This window comes from Paraburkholderia sp. EG286A (genome assembly GCF_040965375.1).
GTDB lineage: Bacteria > Pseudomonadota > Gammaproteobacteria > Burkholderiales > Burkholderiaceae > Paraburkholderia.
Window position 1 is genome coordinate 40,346 of record NZ_JBFRCB010000004.1, and the last position, 15,901, is coordinate 56,246.

At 66.7% G+C, this 15,901-nt stretch carries 12 protein-coding genes and 2 pseudogenes; 8 read left to right on the forward strand and 6 right to left on the reverse strand.

Features of this window, described 5'->3' with window-relative positions; genetic code table 11:
- Nucleotides 1-48: 48 nt before the first annotated feature.
- The gene (locus AB4Y35_RS19050; RefSeq protein WP_110386875.1) at nt 49-210 is read right to left on the reverse strand and encodes a DUF1328 domain-containing protein; all 162 of its coding nucleotides are present in this window, start codon (nt 208-210) and stop codon (nt 49-51) included.
- A 155-nt stretch (nt 211-365) separates the two neighbouring features.
- Here AB4Y35_RS19050 and AB4Y35_RS19055 point away from each other — a divergent pair, with 155 nt between their 5' ends.
- From AB4Y35_RS19055 to AB4Y35_RS19065, 3 genes are read left to right on the forward strand one after another with little or no spacing between them, the layout of a single operon-like run.
- The gene (locus AB4Y35_RS19055) at nt 366-767 is read left to right on the forward strand and encodes a BON domain-containing protein (RefSeq protein WP_368705460.1); all 402 of its coding nucleotides are present in this window, start codon (nt 366-368) and stop codon (nt 765-767) included.
- Nucleotides 768-818: 51 nt separating this feature from the next.
- Complete coding sequence (locus tag AB4Y35_RS19060; protein ID WP_368696471.1) at nt 819-1,001, forward strand: hypothetical protein; 183 nt, start codon at nt 819-821, stop codon at nt 999-1,001.
- 33 nt (nt 1,002-1,034) lie between these two features.
- On the forward strand, nt 1,035-1,466 hold the full coding sequence (locus tag AB4Y35_RS19065) for a CBS domain-containing protein (RefSeq protein ID WP_368705461.1): 432 nt from the start codon (nt 1,035-1,037) through the stop codon (nt 1,464-1,466).
- 61 nt (nt 1,467-1,527) lie between these two features.
- Here the strand turns inward: AB4Y35_RS19065 and AB4Y35_RS19070 are convergent, their stop codons facing one another.
- The 3 genes and pseudogenes from AB4Y35_RS19070 to AB4Y35_RS19080 form a co-directional block, all read right to left on the reverse strand.
- Nucleotides 1,528-2,946 carry a cation:proton antiporter gene (locus tag AB4Y35_RS19070; protein ID WP_368705462.1) on the reverse strand — a complete coding sequence of 473 codons (1,419 nt, stop codon included), beginning with the start codon at nt 2,944-2,946 and terminating at the stop codon, nt 1,528-1,530.
- 45 nt (nt 2,947-2,991) lie between these two features.
- Nucleotides 2,992-3,477 carry a GNAT family N-acetyltransferase gene (locus AB4Y35_RS19075; protein ID WP_368705463.1) on the reverse strand — a complete coding sequence of 162 codons (486 nt, stop codon included), beginning with the start codon at nt 3,475-3,477 and terminating at the stop codon, nt 2,992-2,994.
- 98 nt (nt 3,478-3,575) lie between these two features.
- Nucleotides 3,576-5,843: pseudogene (locus AB4Y35_RS19080) on the reverse strand (FdhF/YdeP family oxidoreductase); the annotation flags it as partial.
- A gap of 250 nt (nt 5,844-6,093) precedes the next feature.
- On the opposite strand from AB4Y35_RS19080, the pseudogene AB4Y35_RS19085 reads away from it, so the two are divergent.
- From AB4Y35_RS19085 to AB4Y35_RS19095, 3 genes and pseudogenes are all read left to right on the forward strand, one after another.
- Nucleotides 6,094-6,291, forward strand: a pseudogene (locus tag AB4Y35_RS19085) (ester cyclase); the annotation flags it as partial.
- 144 nt (nt 6,292-6,435) lie between these two features.
- Nucleotides 6,436-7,419 (forward strand): alpha/beta hydrolase family protein, encoded by a 984-nt coding sequence (locus AB4Y35_RS19090; RefSeq protein WP_368705464.1) that lies wholly within the window; start codon nt 6,436-6,438, stop codon nt 7,417-7,419.
- A 143-nt stretch (nt 7,420-7,562) separates the two neighbouring features.
- A complete protein-coding gene (locus AB4Y35_RS19095) occupies nt 7,563-8,381 on the forward strand; it encodes a sulfotransferase (RefSeq protein ID WP_368705465.1) in 819 nt (272 codons plus the stop codon).
- A 47-nt stretch (nt 8,382-8,428) separates the two neighbouring features.
- Here the strand turns inward: AB4Y35_RS19095 and AB4Y35_RS19100 are convergent, their stop codons facing one another.
- On the reverse strand, nt 8,429-9,784 hold the full coding sequence (locus AB4Y35_RS19100) for a sigma-54-dependent transcriptional regulator (RefSeq protein ID WP_368705466.1): 1,356 nt from the start codon (nt 9,782-9,784) through the stop codon (nt 8,429-8,431).
- A complete protein-coding gene (locus tag AB4Y35_RS19105) occupies nt 9,769-11,247 on the reverse strand; it encodes a PAS domain-containing sensor histidine kinase (RefSeq protein WP_368705467.1) in 1,479 nt (492 codons plus the stop codon). Before AB4Y35_RS19105 ends, AB4Y35_RS19100 begins: the two co-directional genes overlap by 16 nt.
- Before the next feature lie 359 nt (nt 11,248-11,606).
- Between AB4Y35_RS19105 and AB4Y35_RS19110 the strand changes: the two genes are divergently transcribed.
- Together AB4Y35_RS19110 and AB4Y35_RS19115 are read left to right on the forward strand one after the other, a co-directional pair.
- A complete protein-coding gene (locus AB4Y35_RS19110) occupies nt 11,607-12,785 on the forward strand; it encodes an efflux RND transporter periplasmic adaptor subunit (protein ID WP_368705468.1) in 1,179 nt (392 codons plus the stop codon).
- A gap of 12 nt (nt 12,786-12,797) precedes the next feature.
- Complete coding sequence (locus tag AB4Y35_RS19115; RefSeq protein ID WP_368705469.1) at nt 12,798-15,899, forward strand: efflux RND transporter permease subunit; 3,102 nt, start codon at nt 12,798-12,800, stop codon at nt 15,897-15,899.
- The last annotated feature ends 2 nt before the right edge of the window (nt 15,900-15,901 follow it).

Consider the following 15,901-nt stretch of genomic DNA (forward strand, 5'->3'; position numbering starts at 1 on the left):
TCGTGCATGCCCAGGCGACGTGACGCCTTGACCGACGCCGGGGAATGTTTACCGCCTCGTGATGCCAAACAGCAAACTCGCCAGAAAGAGAATCACGAAGATGAAGAACAGAATCTTGGCGATGCTCGCGGCGCCCGCCGCAATCCCGCCGAACCCGAAGACAGCCGCGATGATGGCTATCACGAAGAAAACGATCGCGTAGTAAAGCATTGCCGGCTCCTTTGAAAATGTCTCCCGGCGTATGCGCACCGGCTGTGCCCGAGCCGGTTTTAGCGAGGGCGACGCGGGTCCCGGAAGCGCTCAGTCCCGCGGCACGCCTGTTGCGGGAGAAGCCGGCTGTGGCTCCCAAAGCGAAGGAGGCAGTCATGTACCCGTTGCAATGCGCCTTGCGCGCGGGCCTCGCCGGCCTCTGTGTCTTGCTCGGCGCGCAGGTAGCGCTTTCCCAGAGTGGCCCGCGGGCCGCCAGCGCCGAATCACCTCCCATTGCGCGGCCCAACCAGTTGCCGCCGCACAATCTCGCGGCGGGCAATCCCGGTTACGGCGGCGAGGCGAGCGACACGTTCATCACCGCCCACGCGAAGGCCGCGCTGATGGCCACAGACGGCGTGAACTCCAGCGACGTGCACGTCACCACCCAGCGCGGCGCCGTCACGCTCACGGGCACGGTGCCCGACGAGGCGCAGCGCGACAAGGCCGAAAGCGTGGTCCACGACCTCGACGGCGTGGTCTACGTGACGAACGACCTGAAAGTGTCCAAACCGCAGTAACACCGCAGAGTCTCACCGCTACCCGCCATGACCTCTCCACAGGAGTTCTTCATGCCGATGCTGTACGCCTTCACGACGTCGTTTCATTTGCCGCCGCCCGATCCACTGGACGACCCGCAACGCCCGCCGCTGCCGCCGCAACCGGACGACCGCCCGCCGCCCCCGCTGCCCGAAGGCGATCCCCCGCCGCACGTGCCGCCGGTGCGCGTCTTGCACGCGGCACGCTTTGCATGAGACGAGACGCGACAACCACGAAAGGAGAAGACAATGACCCAGGTTCGCGAAGTGATGTCACGCGAGGTCGTGCATATCGCGCCCGATACGACGATCCGGCACGCCGCCGAACTCATGCGCGACCACGACATCGGCGCGCTGCCCGTGTGCGACGGCGAGCAGATCGTCGGCATGGTGACCGACCGCGACCTCGCCATGCGCGGGCTCGCCCAGGGCTGCACGGGCGAGGAAACGGTCTCGCATGTGGCGACCTCGGGCGTGCAGTGGTGCTATGAGGACGAAGACGTGAACGTCGTCCAGCGCCGCATGGCGGAGGCGCAGGTGCGCAGGCTGCCGGTGGTGAACCACGAACGCGAGCTGGTGGGCACGCTCTCGCTCGGCGACATCGCCACCCGCTGCGACGGCACGCAGCGCGAGCGCATCGCCAATACGCTCGAAGACATTTCGCAGCGGCGCGTGCCGTGACGATCGGCGTGGATGCGGCTCGGCTCAGGTCCGCATCGATGCCTCCCGCTCCACCCGCCGGCTAGTCGAATGCTTCCCTCGCGCGCACGCGGCGCTCCGCTGCCGCGTGCGCTTCCTGGCGCCGGTAATAGCGTTCGAGCACGTAGCCGGCCGTCGCGCCGTGCAGCACGACGGACAGCACGATCGCGTCGAGTGCCGCGGGCAGCACGGGCCGCAGCACATCGCCGGCCTCGTCGATACCCCACACCGCGTAATAAAACGCGCCCACGCCGCGGATGCCCATCCACGCCATCAGCACGCGCTGCGGCGCGTCCGCGTGCGAACCCGTCATTGCCGCGAACACGGCCAGGGGACGCGCAACGAACACCAGCACGAGTGCGCACAGCACGGGGCGCAGATCGAGCATCTCGCGCCAATGCGCGGAAATCACACAGCCGATGATCAGCAGTACCGAGAACTCGGCCAGCCGCTCGATTTCCAGCGTGAAGCCCGTCATGCCTTCGGCAAGCCAGACGTGGGCGCGCTGCGGGTCTTTCGCGACTTCGGTGCGCTCGCCGAGTTGCACGCTTTCGAGCGCCTCGGCCGGGCGGCGCTCGCCCGTCGCGCGCAGTTCCTCGTGGCGCAGCGCCACGCCCGCGGCGAATACGGCCACGAACGCGTACGCGTGCAGCAGCAGCGCCACGCCGTAGGTCACGGACATCAGGCCGATCGCGATGAAGCCGTCGAGGCCCACCGCTTCGCCATAGCGCGTACGCAGATGGAACACGATCCGCACGCACAGCGTGGCGAGCACGGCGCCCACGAGGAGCGCACCGACGATGCCCCAGGCCACCCACGCGGCGAATGCCGCCGCGTTCTGCGTGCCGGCGCCGGGCACGCCGCACAGCGCGAGACCGAGCAGCGCGAACGGCATCGCCGCGCCGTCGTTGAGGCCGCCTTCGCCCGAGAGCGCGAATCGCACGGGCTCGGCGTCGCCGGCTTCATGAACGCGCAACTCGTTGGCGAGCACCGGGTCGGTCGGCGCGAGCGCCGCGGCAAGAAACAAGGCAACGCCGCTGGCCACGCCCAGCGCCGCGCCGAACGCGTACATCAGCGCGACGCTGAGCGCCATGGCCAGCACGCCCAGGCGCAGCGGCAAGCACCAGAGCCGGTCGCGCAGCCGCACGCGCAGGTGCATGCCCACCGAAAACAGCGAAATCACGAGCCCGGCCTCCGCCACCACAGTGAGCGTACGCACGTTCTGCGCAAGATCGGCGTGCACGAGACCGAGCACACCCGGCCCGACGATCACGCCAACGGCCAGATAAATCATGGCGCCCGTCAGCGGCAGACGCGCGATCGGGCCCCGCGCGAGCGCCACGAACATCAGCAGCACGCCGATCAGCAAAAACCACGGTGCTTCCTCCGGCATCGGAAGACGTCCCTCCTCGTCGATGGTTGCGGCGTCGCGCGGGCCGCTGCCCGCGCACCAACCCCGCATTCGCGCAACCTCTGTGCCTCCCCTCGTGCGGGCGGCGCCGCAGCGTCATTCGTCCGCGAGGAGCGGCAGTGCCTTCGCGAAGCACCGCACGTCGCTCAAACCGGCACAGTCCGCGAACGGCTTAGCCCGCTCGTAACCGTGCCGTTGATAGAACGCGATCGCGCGCAGGTTGGTGTCGCGCGCCTGAAGAATGACGCGCCGATAGCCCGCCCCGGCCGCGACCGTCTCGAGAAAACGGAGAATCGCCGTGCCGGTTCCGGGCCATTCGGGCCGCCGGTAGAGGCACTGGAATTCGGCCACCTCGAACGAGAAGCGGCACAGCGCGCCGCAGCCGATCGCGAGACCATCCATGGTGCGCGCCATCACAAAGGCGCTGCGGGCCGAACCCAGGTCGCCCAGGTAGAACTGCGACTGCATGCTGTCCCCACGGTAGAGCGCCAGCGTGGCGCTCATCTCGTCGAGCAGAATGCGCGCATCGAGCGTGCACGCGTTCTCTCTTCGCACCACTGCGAGTGTCGATAAGTCTTTCATTGCTCATGCCCTCCCGAACTCGTCGCATCCTGGATGCGCAAGGAGGGTGCCAGGGCGCGGGGACCTTCCATGGCCGACATGGGCGCGTGCCGGCTCGCTCAGCCGCCTGTGCGCGCAGTCTTGGCGATATCCACCACGCGAACCGGTATCGATTTCGCCCCCGGGACCATGCTTTCCTTCGCATAGTGCCAGAGCGGCAGCAGCGGATTGCACTCCGGGTAGTAGCCCGCGAGACAGCCGCGCGGCACGTCGTAGGGTTTCGCGGCGAGGCCGGACACTTCGCGCACCACCCCGTCGTTCGCGAGCGTGCGCAAGGTCACGCGGTCGCCTTCGTCGATGCCGCGCGCCACCATGTCGTCGCCGTTCATCAGCAGCACCATGCGCGAGCCGCGCACGCCACGGAAGCGGTCGTCGTGGTTGTAGAGCGTCGTATTGAACTGGCCGTCCGCGCGCAGCGTCATGAGGCGCAGGGCGTCGGGTTCGCTCTCGGGCATATCGGGGTCTTCGCACAGGCTCTCGGGCACGTAGAACTCGGCCTTGCCGCTCTTCGTTTTCCATTCGCGCGAACGCGCGGGCAGCGGCCGCACGAAGCCGCCCGGCGTCCACATGCGCGTTTCGATGTCATGGAACATCTCCGGCCACGTCTTTGCCATTTCCGCCCGCACCCGCGCATAGTCCTCGCTCCAGGCGCGCCAGTCGACGGAGGAGCGCGCGCCTAGCGTGGCGTGCGCGAGGCCCGCGAGTATCGCCGGCTCCGAGCGGATATCGGGCGAAGCCGGCTCCGCCACGCCACGCGAGCCGTGAAAACGCGCCGTGCTGTCTTCCATCGACACGACCTGTTCACGGCCGCCCGTGCGGTCGATTTCGATGCGGCTCAGGCACGGCAATACATAGGCGTGCGCGCCGTGAACGAGGTGGCTGCGGTTGAGCTTCGTCGCAATGCTGACGTTGAGCGGCAGGCTGCGCCAGGCAGGCTCGGTGCGCAGGCGGTCGGGCACCGAACGCACGAGGTTGCCGCCCAGGTTGACGACGGCGTTCACCTTGCCCTCGAGCATCGCCTCGAACGCTTCCACGGTATTGAAGCCCTTCCCGCGCGGCGGCTCGAAGGCGAACTGGCGCGCGAGTTGATCGAGCGGCGCAAGCTCCGGTCTTTCGGTAATGCCCACCGTGCGTTGACCCTGCACGTTCGAGTGTCCGCGGATAGGCGAAGGCCCCGCACCGGGCTTGCCGACATTGCCGCGCAGAAATAGCAGGTTGCAGATCATGCGGACGTTCTGCACACCCAGGCGATGTTGCGTGAGACCCATGCCGTAGTGAGCGATCACGGCGTTGGCCTGCAGGTACTCGCGCGCGGCCGCTTCGATCGCTGCGCGCGGCAGGCCGCTCTCGCGTTCGATCTCTTCCCATTGGGCCGCTCGCACATACGCCGCGAAGTCCTCGAATCCCACCGTATGCTCGCGAATGAAATCGAGGTCCAGCATCGGCGGCGCACCGTGCGTCCTGGCTTCGTCGTCCGCCGCGATCACGGTCTTGCACATGCCCGCGAGCGCGGCGCTGTCGCCGCCCGGCCGCAGCTGGTGGTATTGCGTGCTGATCTTCGTGTCGCCCGGCAGCAGCATGTCGCGCGGCGACTGCGGATTCGCGAACGAGACGAGACCCGGTTCGCGCAGCGGATTGAACGTGATGATGGGCACGCCGCGCCTGCGCGCATCCTGCAGCTGGTGAAGCATGCGCGGACTGTTGGTGCCGACGTTCTGGCCGAAGAAGAACATGAGATCGGCCTGTTCGAAGTCGTCCAGGCCGATCGTGCCCACGCCCACGCCGATGGCCTGCTTCAAGCCCACGCTCGTGCTCTCGTGGCACATGTTCGAGCTGTCCGGCAGATTGTTGGTGCCGTACATGCGAGCAAACAGCTGCAGCATGTACGACGTTTCCAGCGACGCCCGCCCCGAGGTGTAGAACACGACGCTGGCCGGATCGAAGCCGCGCAGCTGCGCGCCGATCGCCGCGAACGCCTCCTCCCAGGCAACGGGCACGTAGCGGTCGCTCTGCGCGTCGTAGCGCATCGGCTCGGTCAAACGGCCCGCGTCTTCGAGATCGTGATCGTGCCAGTCGAGCAGTTCGCTCACGGTGTGCCGCTCGAAGAACGCCCGGTCGGCGCGTTTGGGCGTGGTGTCCCACGCGGTAGCTTTCGCACCGCTTTCGCAGAACTCGAAGGGATGCGGATGCGCAGGCTTCGCCCACGAACAGCTCACGCACATGAAACCATCGGGCTTGTTTTGATGCGGCAGGATCTTCGCGTCGCGTACGACAGTCTTTTCCTGAACGAGAATCTGCGTGACCGCCTTCAGCGATCCCCAGCCCCCGAGGCATAAGGGTAAGCCCGCCCCTTGGGTCCGCTTGGCCGGTTCTCGCTGCGGGGAGGATTTTGGGTACGTGGGGCCTTGTCCATGTCGTGCCTCGGCTAGAAGTCCTTCGGGTCGCCGCAAGCTTTCGCGTGCGTACTGGGAATGCCCCAGTGCGCGCACTTCGCATGCCCATGCGGCGCATTCGAGGCCCCTCACGCCGCTTTCGTCTACCATCGCGAGTGCTTCGTCATCCGATCAGGAGACCGTATTGGACGCACAGCAACTGAGCACCCTTTACCAGCGCTACATCGACTGCCTGAACCGGCGCGATTGGGGCTCCCTCGGGGATTTCGTCGCTCAGGACGCGATCCACAACGGCCGTCCGCTTGGCCTCGCGGGATATCGCGCCATGCTGGAACAGGACGTTCGCGACATACCCGACTTGCGCTTCGACATCGAACTGCTGGCCGCTATGTGAACGACCTGTCGTATGGCGCCGTGACGCGCGAGCAATCGGTCGAATACGACGTCAGGCGAGACAAACGCACCCTGCTGGTGGACGGCAAAGTCCGAACGCCCGCGCATTGAGTTCACTCACTCCGGAAGCGCCATGACAACAACCCGCAAAACACTTCCGCATGCAGCGGCTTCGATATTGACCGTACTCTTGTGCCTGTTCACCGCGGTCGCACACGCGGCGGGCTTCAAGCGCCTCGACATTCCCGCCGACGCCAACGGCCCGGCCTTGAACGCCATGGTGTGGACGCCATGCGCCGAGCCCGCCGAAGACGTGCCGTTCGGTCCATACATCCTGCACGGGCGGCGCGACTGTCCGACCGTTGGCGACAAACTTCCGCTCATCGTCATTTCGCACGGCCACACGGGCTCGTTTCTGGGCCACCACGACCTTGCCGAAGTGCTGGCCGATGCTGGCTTCGTTGTGGCCGCAATCAACCATCCCGGCGATTCGTTCGCCGACCCGGGCCGCTCGGGCGATCTCTCCGTGTTCGTCGAGCGGCCGACCGATATCAAACGCCTGATCGATTACATGCTGGACGCCGCGCCTGACGCCGCGAAAATCGATCCGCAACGCATCGGCTTCTTTGGTTTTTCGCGCGGCGGCTATACGGGTCTGGTGTTAGCGGGCGGCGTGCCGGACTTCAAGCACGCCGACGTGCCGTGCCCGGACCCGAGGCCGCCGGTCTGCGACGAGATCGCGCGTGGCGAGGTGCCTACGCCGCTGGCAGTCGACGCGCGCATCAAGGCGTTCGTGCTCGCCGATCCGCTCAACGTATTCCCCGCCGCGAGCGACCTCAAGCACGTGACGGAGCCCATGCAGGTGTGGGCTTCGCAGTATGGCGGCGACGGCGTATTGCCACACAACGCGCCCGCGCTTGCCAACACGCTGCCTCGCAAACCCGACTATCACTTCGTGCCCGATTCGGCGCATTTCGCCTTTCTTGCGCCCTGCCCCGCAGCGATGAAAAAGAGAGTGCCGGAGATCTGCGTGGATGAGCACGGCTTCGACCGGGTTGCCTTTCATAAGCAGTTCGATGCAAGCGTGCTCGCATTTTTTCAGGCGAATCTGCGCTAGCTCTCACGCTGCCATGTAGCTGTAGCCGAGCCACCAGCGCTTTGTCACCCTGGCCATCGCGGCGTCAGTTTCGCGCCAGCGTCGGCAGGTAAGATCGGTGCGAACGAAGGAATGGCTCAGGACGCAACAGGGGCGAGGGCAGAATGCATTCTTTTCCGCTATTCATTGTCGGCGCACCCCGCTCGGGAACGACGTTTCTCTGCTCGGTCCTCAATGCGCACCCGCATATCCAGCTGACCAACGAATGCCGCGTTTTCGCGCTGGTCAAGGACATGCTGGAGGTGGGCAGCCAGCGCCCCGATCTGCTGGGCGCGGCCTGCCGCGAGCGCTTCAACGCGTATAGCCGCCGCACGCTCGGCGCCTGGGTCGAGCGCTTCTATCGTGAAGACCTCGACATGTCGGCGCCGATCTGGGGCGACAAGCATCCCCCTTACGCCGATCCGACGATTCTTTCCGGCCGCATCGGCGCAATCGAGCGCCTGCCGCGCTCCGGGTCGTGCCTGAGGCTCATCCACGAATTGCTGCCCAACGCGCGCTTCATCCATCTGCATCGCGATCCCGGCTGGGTCGCCAATTCGCTGGTGCGCAAGCACTGGATCGGGTCCGTCAACGACGGCGTGCGCGTATGGGGTCAGTATGTGACCGAGATCATCGACTTCTTCGCTGAAATCCCGAAGGAGCAGACATTGACGATCGGCTATCGCAATCTCATCGAGGATGCGGACACGACGATAGCAAGCGTCAGCCGCTTTCTGGACCTCGCGGACCCTGCGCCGATGCGCGATTTTCTGCACGCCCAGCGCAGTGCGCCGACGCCGTTCAGCGATCCGGTGACCGATATCGCCGATCTCTACGTCGTGCCGCCTACGCCAACAACGGACAACGCACTCCTCGCGCTCGCGGAAAAGGCGGCGACGCAACTCGGCTATTCGGCACCGGCAACTATTTCGGAATCCAGATAACTTTCGCGCGAGCGGCGCCCGTATGCGCGGTTTCGTGTGACATGCCCCTACTCGCCTTCGCCGCCCTCGATGTTCTTTTCGTCGGCCACCTCGATGCCGTAGCGCTTGAGCTTCGCATAGAGCAACTGGCGATTCACGTTCAGCCGGCGCGCCGCGTCGGTCCGGTTGTTGTTGCTGTGCCGGAGCGCGCGTCGTATCAGCATTTCCTCCAGACGCGCGAGCGCGGAAGGCAGGTCTTCGTCGGGCCAGTCGATCACAGGGTCGGCGCCCGAGCGCTCGCCTTCGAGAAACGCGAGGTCGGTGGCGTGCACGTACTCGCCGCGCACCATCACCGCGACGCGCTCCATGGCGTTCTTCAGCTCGCGCACGTTGCCGGGCCAGCCGTAACGGATCAGATGCGCCGCGGCGTCGGCGGAAAGGCGCTTGCGCGTGCCCGCACGGGCGAGGAAATACTCGGCGAGCGGCACGATATCGGAAATGCGCGCCGAGAGCGGCGGTAGATGGATCGGCACGACATGCAGCCGGTAGTAAAGGTCCTCGCGAAAGCTGCCCTCGCGCACGCCGCGCATGAGGTCGCGGTGCGTGGCAGCGATCACGCGCACCTGCACGGGCACCGCGCGGCCGCCCACGGGCGTCACCACGCGCTCCTGCAGCGCACACAGGATCTTCGCCTGCATCGCCATGCCCATGTCGCCGATTTCGTCGAGAAAGAGCGTGCCGTGCCCGGCCTGGCGAAACGCGCCGTCGCGATCCGCGCTCGCGCCGGTGAACGCGCCGCGCACGTGGCCGAACAGTTCGCTCTCCAGCAGGTCGGGCGGAATCGCCGCGCAGTTCACGGCCACGAACGGCCCGCGATTGTGCAACCCGTGCTCATGGATCGCACGCGCCACCACTTCCTTGCCCGTGCCCGTTTCGCCGGTAATGAGCACGGTGGCGTCGCTGTCGGCCAGCACGCCGATGGTTTTCTGCACCGTGCGCATCGCCTCGCTCGAGCCGATCAGCGTCTCGGGCTCCACGCTCGCGGCGGCCGGCTGCGGCTCGACGATGCTGGCCAGCATGCGCTCCAGCACCTGTGCGAGATCGTCACGGCCAATCGGCTTGGTGAGGTGATCGAAGGCGCCGAGCCGCATCGCCTCGATCGTGTTGGACGCCGTGGCGTGCGCAGTCAGCACGGCAACGGCGGGCGCCGCCGGCCGCTCGCGCAGACGGCGCAGCACTTCGAGCCCGTCGATGCCGGGCATGCGCAGGTCGAGGAACATCGCACTCACGCTCTCGCGCTCGATCATCTCGAGCGCCAGCGTGCCGTTCGCGGCGAGGCAGACGCTGTGGCCGAGGTCGCGCACGACTTCGGCGAGCGCGTCGCGCATGGTCTCGTCGTCGTCGACGATCAGGATGTGGGCCATGGCAGCACCATTTCAAAGGTCGTTGCGCGAGCGCTACGGGTGAAGCGCGCCACGCCGCCGTGCGCCTCCGCCACTTCGCGCACGATCGAGAGGCCGAGGCCCGTGCCGTCCGGGCGGCCGGTCACGAACGGCTCGAACAGGTGATCGAGGATCGCGGCGGGCGGCCCGGCGCCTTCGTCGTGCACGGCGAACACCGCGCCTTCCGGCGCTTGGCGCGCGCTCACTTCGACGCGGCTGCCGGGCGGCGCCGCGTGAATCGCGTTGAGGATCAGGTTGTCGAGCGCGCGTTGCATCTGGTCGGGATCGAAGCGGGCTTCTCGCAGGTCGCCCGTGCGTGTCATCGTAACCTGCTTCGCCGACGCGACCTCGACGTGCTGGGCGACGCGGGCATCGAGGAACGCCCCGACCGCGACCTGCTCGCGCTTGGGTTCGTCGTGCTCGGTAATGCTGAGCAGGCGCCGCACCAGCGCGTCGAGGCGCTCGATCTGCCCGAGGATCACCTGCAGCGCCTGGGGCTGGCGCTCGGGGCCCGCCGCCACGGCGCTCTCCGCCTTCAGCCGCATGGCCGCGATGGGATTGCGGATCTCGTGCGCCACACCCGCCGCCACGCGGCCGATCGCGGCCATGCGCTCGGCGCTCGCCATCTGGCGCGCGAGCGTATCGGCACGTTGGCGCGCCGCGGCTAGCCTGCGCGCCGCCTCGTTCAGCGCCAGCACGATGCGGTCGAGTTCGCGCTCGCGCGTGGCAGGCAGCACGGGCAGTTCGGCCACGTCGTAGGCATTGAGCGCGCTTTCGATCTGCGAGACATGGCGCGACCAGGTGACCGTGAGATGCGTGAGCAGCGCGGCCGCCGCGAGCACGGTCACGAGCAGCACGCCGAGGCCCGCCATCAGCTGGTGATAGCTGCGGCCCGCGAACGTGAGCGTCCAGCTCATGGTCCAGGCGGTGAGGTGCGGGATCGGCCCCGGCAGCGGGCAAGCCGACAGCAGCAGCGTTTGCGTCTGGCCGCTGATGCGCATGCTCGTCGCGCGGTCGCCCGCGAGCGCCGCCTCGTTGAGCGTGCGGATACGCGGCAGTTCGCCGGCAGGCGGGTCCGTGCGCTGCACCGCGCCCACGTAAGTCGGATAGGCATAGGCGAGCGAGCCCGCGTCGCGGCTCCAGACGCCGCCCTGCACGCCGGGCCGCGTGCGCAGCGACACCGCCACGAGGTCGCTCAGGTGCTCGCGCAACGCGTCGCCTTCGCTGGCGTCGAGCGCCGCGAGCTTTTCCGGGTGAGCCGCACTGAAAGCGCGGTACGAGGCCGCGATTGCATCGCAGGCGCGGCTGTTCTCGGCGGCGGCCTGGCCCAGTTGCGCGGCCGCCGACTGGTGAAAGAGCCCAATCATCAGGATGCCAGTGGACAGCGCCGCGCCCACTAGCAGAACGAGCAGCAGGATCAGCCGGCCGCGCAGGGATCGGAGCATATCGGTCCAGTTTCCGGTTTGGAGTCGTGACGAGGGACGGGGCATTATGCGATGCGAAAGCCATGCCAGGCCAGACCGGGCGCACGCGCCAGCCATGTGCCAGCTACGCGCCAGCCACGCGCGTAAGTTGCCGCCCCTTTTTGTCCTGATTCACGACACCGCCTGTTGGCTTTCACGACACCCTCGCCGCGGCGGCGCAAGCCGAACCGCCGCAAACCCATAGCGCATCGTCCGACCCTCGTTGGCATAGCCCTTGCAGAGCAGTACGCGCGTTTTACGCCTCACCGCGTGGTTCAGATCGGCCGATTCCAACCCGCCCGGCGATGGCAGCGCGCACACGGGTTCCTGAACGAGGCGTTATGAAAAGAAAACACATCAGCTGGGCAGCGCTGGTCGTCGCGGTGCTGCTCATCGCTTTCGCAGCGTGGTTCTTTTATGGCCGGCGTCCTGCCGCCACCACCGCGGCCGCGCCGCGCGGCATCCCTGTTTCGGCCGTTGCCGTGAAGCTTGCGGACGTGCCGGTTTATATCGATGCGCTCGGCACCGTCACGGCCATCCGCACGGTCACGCTGATCACCCAGGTCAATGGCATTCTCGATTCGGTCAATTTCCAGGAAGGCCAGCACGTCAAGAAAGGCCAGGTGATCGCGCACATCGACTCGCGCCAGCTCGAAGCGCAGCTTCAGCAGGCCCAGGGCACGCTCGTGCACGACCAGGCGACGCTCGCCAACGACCGCCTCAACCTGCAGCGCTATCAGACGCTCATCAAGGTCGGCTCGATCACGCAGCAAACGCTCGATACGCAAACGGCCACGGTCAAGCAGGACGAAGGCACGGTCACGGCCGACACCGGCAATGTGAAGAACCTGCAGGTCCAGGTGGACTACTGCACCATCACCTCGCCCGTGGATGGCGTGATCGGCCTGCGCCTCGTCGATCCGGGCAACTACGTGACGACCACGAGCACCACCGGCATGGCCGTCATCACGCAGCTCGACCCCGCCACGGTGATTTTCGCGGTGCCCGAGGACTACCTCGGCCAGATTCACGCGGCGATGGCGCGCGGCGCCGTGAAGGTGTTCGCCTGGGACCGCGACAAGCGCAAGCTGCTCGCCACCGGCACGCTGCTCGCGCTCGACAACCAGGTCGACACGACCACGGGCACGGTCAAGGTGCGCGCGCAGTTCGACCATGCCGGCGACGCGCTCTTTCCGAACCAGTTCGTGAATGCTCGCATGCAGGCCGACACACTCGACCAGAACCCGGTCATCCCCACGGCGGCGATCCAGCACGGCACGAACGGCGACTTCGTGTTCGTGGTGGGCGCGGGCAACAAGGCCGTGCTGCGCAACGTGAAGGCGGGCCCCGTGATCGGCGACGACACCGCCATCCTCGGCGGCAGCGTGAAGCCCGGCGAGCGCGTGGTCACCGACGGCGCGGACAAGCTCGACAACGGCACGCTCGTGCGTGTGGTTTCAGCCGCGTCGGCCCCATCGCCCGCGTCGCCGGCTTCGGCCGCCTCGTCAACCATGCATTGACAGGGCGCGCCCATGAACATCTCGCGCCCGTTCATCGAGCGGCCGATCGCCACTTCGCTCCTCATGGTGGCCGTGCTGCTCGCCGGTCTGCTCGGCTATCACCTGCTGCCCGTTTCCGCGCTGCCCGAAGTCGACTACCCGACCATTCAGGTCTACACGCAGTATCCCGGCGCTGCGCCCGACGTGGTGAGTTCCTCCATCACTGCGCCGCTCGAAGTGCAGCTCGGCGAAATGGCGGGCCTGAAGTCGATGAACTCCACGAGTTCGAACGGCGTTTCCGTCATCACACTCGAATTCGATCTTTCGCTTTCGCTCGACGTCGCGGAGCAGGAGGTGCAGGCTGCCATCAACGCCTCGGCGAGCTACCTGCCCGCCAACCTGCCCTATCCGCCGGTGTACAGCAAGGTGAACCCGGCCGACGCGCCGGTGCTCACGCTCTCGCTCACGAGCGACACGCTGCCGCTCACGAAGATCGAGGACCTCGCCGACACGCGCCTCGCCCAGAAGATCTCGCAGATCTCGGGCGTGGGGCTCGTGACGATCAGCGGTGGCCAGCGCCCCGCGGTGCGCGTGGAGACGAACACCGGTGCGCTCAATTCGCTCGGCATGTCGCTCGACGACGTGCGCACCGCGCTCGCAGACGCCAACGTGAACCAGGCGAAGGGCAATCTGGACGGCCGCTACCAGTCGTACTCGATCGGCGCGAACGACCAGCTGCAGAGCGCCGATGCGTACACGGACCTCGTGATCGCCTACAAGAACGGCGCGCCCATCCGCCTCTCGCAGGTCGCACATCCCGTGAACGGCGCGGAAGACGTGCGCCAGGCCGCGTGGACCAACGACAAGCCCTCGATCGTACTGAACATCCAGCGCCAGCCGGGTGCGAACGTGATCGACGTGGTGGACCGCGTGCAGAAGGTCTTGCCGCAACTGCGCGCGAGCCTGCCGGGCACGCTCAAGGTGGCCGTGCTCACCGATCGCACGCAGACGATCCGCGCCTCGGTGCGCGACGTCGAGTACGAACTCGGCGTGGCCGTGGCGCTCGTGGTGATGGTGATCTTCATCTTCCTGCGCAAGCTCGCGGCCACGGTCATTCCGGCGGTCACGGTGCCGCTCTCGCTCATCGGCACGCTTGCGGTGGCCTACGGTCTCGGCTTCTCGCTGAACAACCTCACGCTCATGTCGCTCACCGTGGCGACCGGCTTCGTGGTCGACGACGCGATCGTGATGATCGAGAACATCACGCGCTACCTGGAAATGGGCGAGCTGCCGCGCGAAGCAGCGCTCAAGGGCGCGAAGCAGATCGGCTTCACGATCGTTTCGCTCTCCGTATCGTTGATCGCCGTGATGATCCCGCTGCTCTTCATGGGCGACGTGGTCGGGCGGCTCTTTCGCGAGTTCGCGCTCACGCTCGCCATTGCCATCGTGATCTCGGCGTTCGTGTCGCTCACGCTCACGCCGATGATGTGCTCACGCATGTTCAAGCCGCACGACGCGGAGCACGCACAAACGCAGCGCGCCGACTTCTTCGACAAGATCAACGCGCGCTACGTCAAGGCGCTGGGCTGGGTGCTGGAGCATCGCGGGCTCACGCTGCTTTCGGTGGCCGCGACGGCGGCGCTGACCTTCGCGATCCTTTTCCTCATGCCAAAAGGCTTTTTCCCCGAGCAGGATACCGGCCTCATTGAAGGCATCTCGCAGGCCGCGCCGGGCATCTCGTTTCCGTACATGGTGCAGAAGCAGGAACAACTGGTCGCGCAGATTCTCAAGGACCCGGCGGTCGCGAGCCTTTCGTCGTTCATCGGCATCAACCAGACGAGCCCCACGCTCAACCAGGGGACCATTCTCATCAACCTGAAGGACAAGGGCGATCGCGACAGCAGCGCCGCCGTGATTCGCCGCCTCGCCGACTCCACCGCCAGCGACGCCGGCATGCGCCTGTTCCTGCACCCGGTGCAGGACCTCACGCTCGACGACACGATCTCCACCACGAGCTACCGCGTGGGCCTGCAGGCGACCGACCCCGCCGTGCTCGACCTCTGGACCGGCAAGCTGATCGCCGCGCTGCGCGCGGACCCGGCATTCGCCGACGTGCAAAGCCAGGCGATGCAGCAGGGCAACCAGATCCAGCTCACCTTCGACCGTGCGAGCGCCTCGCGCCTCGGCATCACGCCTCAGGCGATCGACGACGTTTTATATGACGCGTATGGCCAGCGCCAGGTCTCGACGATCTATACGCAACTGAACCAGTATCACGTCGTGCTCGCGGCGGACGCGACCTCGAACTCAGTCGCGCATGTGCTCGACGGTCTCTACGTCGATACGTCGTCGGGCGGCGTCGCGCCGCTCGCCTCCATGGCGACCATGAAGCTCGTGCCCGCGCCCGTCACGATCAACCGCCAGGGCCAGTTCCCTTACGCCGACGTGTCGTTCAACCTCGCGCCCGGCTACACGCTCGGCACGGCGCTCGCGCATCTGAAGGAGGTCGAGCAGCGCATCGGCCTGCCGCCAACCGTGCAGGCCACGCTCGAAGGCTCGGCGGCCACGTTCCAGGCGTCGCTTGCGAACGAGGCGTTTCTCGTGGCGGCCGCGATCATCGTCGTGTATTTGATGCTCGGCATTCTGTACGAGAGCTTCATCCATCCGGTCACGATTCTTTCCACGCTGCCCTCCGCCGCGCTCGGCGCGCTCGCAGCGCTCGTGCTCACCGGCACGCAGTTCGACATCATCGGGCTGATCGGCATCGTGCTCCTGATCGGCATCGTCATGAAGAACGCGATCATGATGATCGACTTCGCGCTGGAACTCGAGCGCAACGAAGGGCTCCCTGCCGTCGAGGCGATCCAGCGCGCCGCCGAGCTGCGCTTCCGGCCGATTCTCATGACCACCATGGCGTCCCTGTTCGGCGCGGTGCCGCTCGCGTTCGGCACCGGCATGGGCTCGGAGCTGCGGCATCCGCTCGGCATCGCGATCATCGGTGGCCTGATCGTGAGCCAGCTGCTCACGCTCTTTTCGACGCCTGTGATGTATCTCGCGCTGCACCGCGTGGAGGACTTCTTCAGCAAGCGCGCGGGCAATGCATCCGGTGCGGCTTCAGATACGGCAGCGGAGTAAGC